The following is a 5,691-nucleotide window of genomic DNA, read 5'->3' as shown; positions in this document are numbered from 1 at the left end:
TGTATCCGCGGACGAGATTCGAGACTACTTGACGTCGCGCTATGATTTCAGCAAGCGAATGGCTCTGGATGAGGTTATAGCTGATGTGGAAAGAATGCTGCAAACCTGGCAGGTACAGGTCACGCATCCTCGTTATTTTGGCCTCTTCAATCCGAGCGTGACCTTGGCATCGGCTATCGCAGACGCGCTGGTCTCGATGTACAACTCCCAACTGGCGAACTGGCGGACATCGCCGGTCGGAAATGAGATTGAACGGCATACGCTTGGCTGGCTTACGGCGAAATTCGGCCTTCCACCCGAGACACTCGCGACCTTTACCAGCGGCGGAACCGAAGCAAACTTGTCCGCGGTTGTTGTGGCTCTAACCCGCGCTTTTCCTCAGTATGGCGAGCACGGGCTTCGCCGCCTGGCCGCCGCACCGACGATTTATCTTACGCAAGAGGCACACAACGGCTACAACAAGATCGCACATATCACGGGGATTGGCAGAAAAGCCCTCCGCATTGTAGCCACAGACCGTAATCTGAAACTGGATTTGAACGACCTTGAGCCTCTCGTCGCTGAGGATCGGGAGAATGGCTTCGCTCCGTTCATGGTGATCGGCACGGCAGGAACTACGGCAACAGGCGTGATTGATCCGTTGCAGGAAATAGGTGAATTTTGCCGCAAAGAGAATCTCTGGTTCCATGCAGACGCGGCGTGGGGCGGTGCTGCGGCCATCTCGCCGAAACTCAGGCATCATCTTTCGGGAATTGAATTGGCGGACTCCATCACCTGCGATGCGCATAAGTGGTTCTCGGTTCCCATGGGCGCCGGGATGTTTTTCTGCCGGCATCCGCATCGCGTTGCCGAGGCCTTCCGCGTAGGTATTACCTATCTGCCTCCCAAAACTGACATGACAGTCGTCGATCCACTCATGGCAACTGTGCAATGGTCGCGGCGCTTTATCGGTCTGAAACTTTTTATGGCACTGGCCCAGCATGGCGAATCGGGCCAGATTGAAATGATCGAGCGCCAGACAAGCATGGGCCACATATTGCGGGATGCGCTCAAAACTTCCGGGTGGCGCATTATGAATGACACCCCTCTGCCGCTTATCTGCTTTACCCGCGACGGGCTGGACACAACGAAGCTAGCGGCAGCTTTGCGCGACCAGCAAATTGCCTGGATGTCGGAGGCACAAATCGCAGGCGTCCCGGTCATGCGCGCCTGCATTACCAGTTTCCGGACAACCGAAGTCGACATCCGTTGGGTCGTGGATGAGATGAATCGGCTCTTTTCTGAAATGGCTGAACAGACCCTGTTGAGCGAAACAGCGGCTGTCCCTGCATAGTTCACGAGCAGACGAGAGATATGAAACGGGAAACCATTGCAGTTCACGGTGGCTACGAGCCTGATTCAGCGACAAAATCAGTAGCCGTTCCGATTTATCAGACAGTATCGTACTCATTTGACAACGCCGAGCACGCGGCTGCGCTCTTCAATCTGGAGGCTGAAGGATACCGCTACACGCGAATCAACAATCCGACGACGGATGTCCTGGAGCGGCGTGTTGCCGCGCTTGAAGGAGGCTTGCAGTCTCTTTGCGTTGCCAGTGGTCAGGCCGCGGTCAACTATGCCTGTCTCAATCTGACCGAGTTGGGCAGCAACATTGTATCTGTCCCGCAGCTTTATGGGACCACGCACAGCCTGTTCAATTACATTCTGCCTGGTCAGGGAGTCAACGTCCGCTTTGCGGAATCGGATTGCCCATGTGCCATTGAGAAACTGATCGACGACAAGACGCGCGCAATCTTCTGCGAGAGTGTTGGTAATCCGGCAGGGAACATCTGCGACATCGAAAAGCTGGCGCTCATGGCGCACAAGCATGGAGTGCCTCTGGTGGTTGACAATACAGTTGCTTCGCCCATGCTGCTGCGGCCCATTGAATATGGCGCCGATATTGTTGTGCATTCACTCACAAAATTTCTCGGCGGACACGGCACCACGCTCGGTGGGGCCATCGTGGACAGCGGCAAGTTTCCATGGAAGGACCATGCCGATCGTTTCCCCATGTTTAACCAGCCGGATCCCTCCTATCACGGACTGGTTTACACCGAGCATTACGGAAGGGCGGCATATATCGGGCGCTGCCGCAGCGTCTACCAGCGGACCACGGGCGCCGTGCTGTCGCCGATGAGTTCATTCCTTCTGTTGCAGGGAATTGAGACCGTTGCGTTGCGGATTGATCGTCATGTGGAAAACGGCAGGAAGGTCGCCGAATTTCTGCGCGACCACCCGGCAATTTCTTGGATAAATTACGCTGGCTTCCGCGAAAGCCCTTATTACGCGCTTGCCCAGAAATATCTGGGCGGACACGCCTGTTCTCTAATGGCTATTGGACTTAAGGGCGGCTACGATGCCGCTGTAAAGTTATACGACGGCCTCAATCTTTTTACTCGGCTTGTCAATCTTGGCGATGCTAAATCGCTGGCCTGCCATCCGGCTTCCAGCACGCACAGACAGATGTCGGCGGAAGAACAGCTTCGCGCTGGAGTGCGGCCGGAGATGATCCGTCTTAGCATTGGAATCGAACACAGCGACGATATTATCGCCGATCTCGATCAGGCGCTCGCCACCACGGCCTAGCCAACCCATTCCCCTGAAGGGCCCACCAATCAACGTCCGGGAGATACTCATGCCAGCCTCCTTTAACTCATTCAATTCTGATCAGCAGTGTGAAAAGGGACTCTGCCGTAACCCGTCCGCGCGCTGCCTTGAAAAATCCAGCAAGCGCCTGCATATCGGCCTCATCAACAATATGCCGGACGGCGCGCTGGAGGCAACCGAACGCCAATTTCTCTCGCTTCTTGACGCCGCTTCCGAGGGTATGTCTGTGCGGCTGTCGCTCTTTGCTTTGCCGAATGTTCCTCGAAACGAGTTCGGGGCGCAGCACATCAGCAGGCACTATGCAAGTGTCGAGAGTCTATGGGAAACGCAACTCGATGGCCTGATTGTCACCGGCAGGGAGCCGCAGACCCCCAAGCTGGAAAACGAGCCATACTGGCCGAGCTTCACCCGCGTTCTTGACTGGGCGCGAACAAACACATATTCAACCATCTGGTCGTGCCTGGCCGCGCACGCGGCGACGCTCTATATGGACGGCATCAGCCGCGTCCGCAACGATAATAAACACAGTGGGGTATTTGAGTGCTCGCGCATGTTGGACCACCCTTTGATTGCGGGCGCGCCTAGACGCTTCAGGCTCCCACACTCCCGCTGGAACGGCCTTCCCGACGATCAGCTAATGCGCTGTGGGTACCGAGTGCTGACGCAGGCAGCCCATGTGGGTGTTGACACCTTTATTAAACATTGCCGCAGCATGTTTGTCTTTTTCCAGGGACATCCGGAATACGAAGCCAATACACTGCTGCTCGAATACCGCAGGGACATTGGCCGCTTTCTCAGAAGCGAATCGGACGTATACCCTCTGGTTCCGCAAGGCTACTTCAACAACGAAATGGCGGACGCATTGGCGGGTCTGCAGCAGGAAGCGATGAGATCGCGAAATCACGACTTGCTGCCTCAAGTCACGGCAATATTGGAAGCAACAAACCTCGAAAACACCTGGCATTCAACCGCTGTGGGCATTTATAGAAACTGGTTCCAATACATCTGTACGCAGAAGAACCTGCGCCTGCAGAGCAGCAGAAGGATGGAAATGCGCAACATGGCCGATTTGGTCCAAGTCCCTGCTGTGGCGTCCTCCTTCAGCAAGATAGCCATTTTATAAGCCTTTGTTCATCAGTATTAGTGATAACAATATAGAGGGTTATGACTACCGGTTTCAAGCTTGTACCTCCTGGGCCTGCGGAGAAGTACAAAGTCTCCGACAGTCTCCTTGATTGGCTGATGCAGAACTTTGAGAGATTTGGAAGCCTTTATAAGGCTTCAATCTATGGATCCAATGTCTATGTTGTTAGTGAGCTACAGTATGTCGACCACGTTCTTCGAAAGAACTGGCAGAACTACAAGAAGGGTCAAGCGATCAAACGGGTAGGACTACTTCTCGGTAACGGTCTTATGACCAGCGAGGGCGAATTTTGGAAAAATCAGCGGCAAATGATTCAGCCGGCATTTCATAAAGAGACCGTAAAGACCTTCACGGACTTGATTGTGGAAGCCAACCGGGCCCTGTTAGCGAAATGGACCCATGCCGCGGACGAAAAGCGCGACGTCAATGTCACTGACGACGTCAGCACGATGATTTTAGAGATAGTGCTCCGTTCGATATTTGGGGACGACTACGAAAAGATAGCGAAGCATTTCTCGGTGCTTTCAAGTGAATCCGCGCGCAATCTGCAGTTCGCGCAAACATTTAGGCCGTTGGGACGGCTAGTTACAGAGGTCGTTGCAGAAAGACGGAAACGGAACATAATTTCTGGGGATATTCTCGGCTTGCTCATGGAAGCGCGCGATCGTGAAAGTGGCAACGCGATGACTGATCACCAATTAGTCAGCGAAATCATAACTCTCATCGTTGCGGGACACGAGACGACTGCCAGTACCTTGAATTTAACCTGGTATCTGCTCTCACAGCATTCCGACGTCGAAGAAAAACTGTGGAATGAGCTTGCTCAGTCGCCCGTGGATGAACCTCCTCAGCCGGACGATCTGCCGAAATTTACTTACACACGCCAGGTGCTAGAGGAAACTATGCGCTTGTATCCGCCTGGCTGGTTGATGACACGCTGCGCAATCAAGGATGATCTGCTAAGTAGCTACTTCGTCCCGGCAGGCACAGAAATTTATATTTCTCCCTATATTATTCATAGACATCCTGCTTTATGGGAAGCTCCAGATCGCTTCAACCCAGATCGGTTTGACCCCTCTTGCTCAAAGGAAAGGCATCCGCTAGCGATGCTTCCGTTTTCGGCAGGCCCGAGAAAATGCATTGGCGAGACTATGGCTCGAGTCGAAATGCAAATTCACCTAATGACAATCGGCAAGTACCTTCGGCTGCGATACATCGGAGGCAAGCCGTTGGAGTTAGAGGCCGGGGTAAATTTGCGAAGCAAGCATGATTTCACTATGATGCCAGAGATCAAAGTGAACACAAGTTATCTGACTCAAGCATCTTGTTGATTATCACTTGTCCGAACAGAGATTTAGCACTGCAGCCGCGGTCATTTTTAGACTATTCACCTAGACTTCCGTGCATTGATGCAGGGTCATCCCATAGTCTGCTATTCGGTATTTACCGACTTTCTAAGTTAGCTGCATGTGGGTTATGTGGTAGGTCCGATCTTGGCACGGAGCTTACCTCCAAGGCTCCCGGTGGTAGGTGTCTCTAGAATGTTTCGCGATTCCGATTGCAGCAGCAAATCATAGATGCCGAGAGTGGAGGCCATCAAGTGCAGGGTACAGTACAGTGCTCCTCAGGCCCAACACGCTTGCGTGCTTAGAGCCATCCCTTGGCGCGCGCAATGCGCGCCGCATCCACGCGGTTCGATGCTCCCAACTTGCTAATAGCTTCGGACAGGTAGTTCCTCACAGTACCTTCGGAAAGGCGCAGCTCATCTGCAATTTCTGTGCTGGACTTGCCCTCACCTGCGCGCCACAGAATCTGACGCTCGCGCTCAGTGAGTGGATCCGGATCGGCGCTCCATGCTTCGGCCGCCAGGTCAGGATCAACCACCCGCAGCCCGTTAT

Annotated in this window: 5 protein-coding genes; 4 read left to right on the top strand and 1 reads right to left on the bottom strand. The window is 53.7% G+C overall.

Annotated features, from left to right (window positions below):
* The 4 genes from VEV40_RS05980 to VEV40_RS05965 form a co-directional block, all read left to right on the top strand.
* A partial coding sequence (locus VEV40_RS05980) for a pyridoxal phosphate-dependent decarboxylase family protein (protein ID WP_324830857.1) occupies nt 1-1,333 on the top strand: 1,333 nt, incomplete at its 5' end.
* Nucleotides 1,334-1,353: 20 nt separating this feature from the next.
* A complete protein-coding gene (locus VEV40_RS05975; RefSeq protein ID WP_324830856.1) occupies nt 1,354-2,628 on the top strand; it encodes an O-acetylhomoserine aminocarboxypropyltransferase/cysteine synthase family protein in 1,275 nt (424 codons plus the stop codon).
* A gap of 49 nt (nt 2,629-2,677) precedes the next feature.
* The gene (metA, locus tag VEV40_RS05970) at nt 2,678-3,772 is read left to right on the top strand and encodes a homoserine O-succinyltransferase MetA (RefSeq protein ID WP_324830854.1); all 1,095 of its coding nucleotides are present in this window, start codon (nt 2,678-2,680) and stop codon (nt 3,770-3,772) included.
* Between the two features lie 41 nt (nt 3,773-3,813).
* Nucleotides 3,814-5,124: a cytochrome P450 gene (locus VEV40_RS05965; protein ID WP_324830853.1), complete on the top strand. Its 1,311-nt coding sequence runs from the start codon at nt 3,814-3,816 to the stop codon at nt 5,122-5,124.
* 316 nt (nt 5,125-5,440) lie between these two features.
* Here VEV40_RS05965 and VEV40_RS05960 read toward each other — a convergent pair.
* The coding region (locus VEV40_RS05960) for a response regulator transcription factor (protein WP_324830852.1) at nt 5,441-5,691 on the bottom strand (251 nt) is incomplete at its 5' end.

It is taken from the genome of Alloacidobacterium sp. (genome assembly GCF_035631355.1).
Taxonomy (GTDB): Bacteria; Acidobacteriota; Terriglobia; order Terriglobales; family Acidobacteriaceae; genus Alloacidobacterium.
Note: the sequence above shows the minus strand (reverse complement) of the source record. Positions and strands in the feature narration are given on the sequence as shown.

Bases quoted from the DNA above. Each gene is read 5' to 3' on its own strand.
- VEV40_RS05975 (WP_324830856.1), top strand. From the start codon at position 1,354: ATGAAACGGGAAACCATTGCAGTTCACGGTGGCTACGAGCCTGATTCA.
- metA (WP_324830854.1), top strand. From the start codon at position 2,678: ATGCCAGCCTCCTTTAACTCATTCAATTCTGATCAGCAGTGTGAAAAG.
- VEV40_RS05965 (WP_324830853.1), top strand. From the start codon at position 3,814: ATGACTACCGGTTTCAAGCTTGTACCTCCTGGGCCTGCGGAGAAGTAC.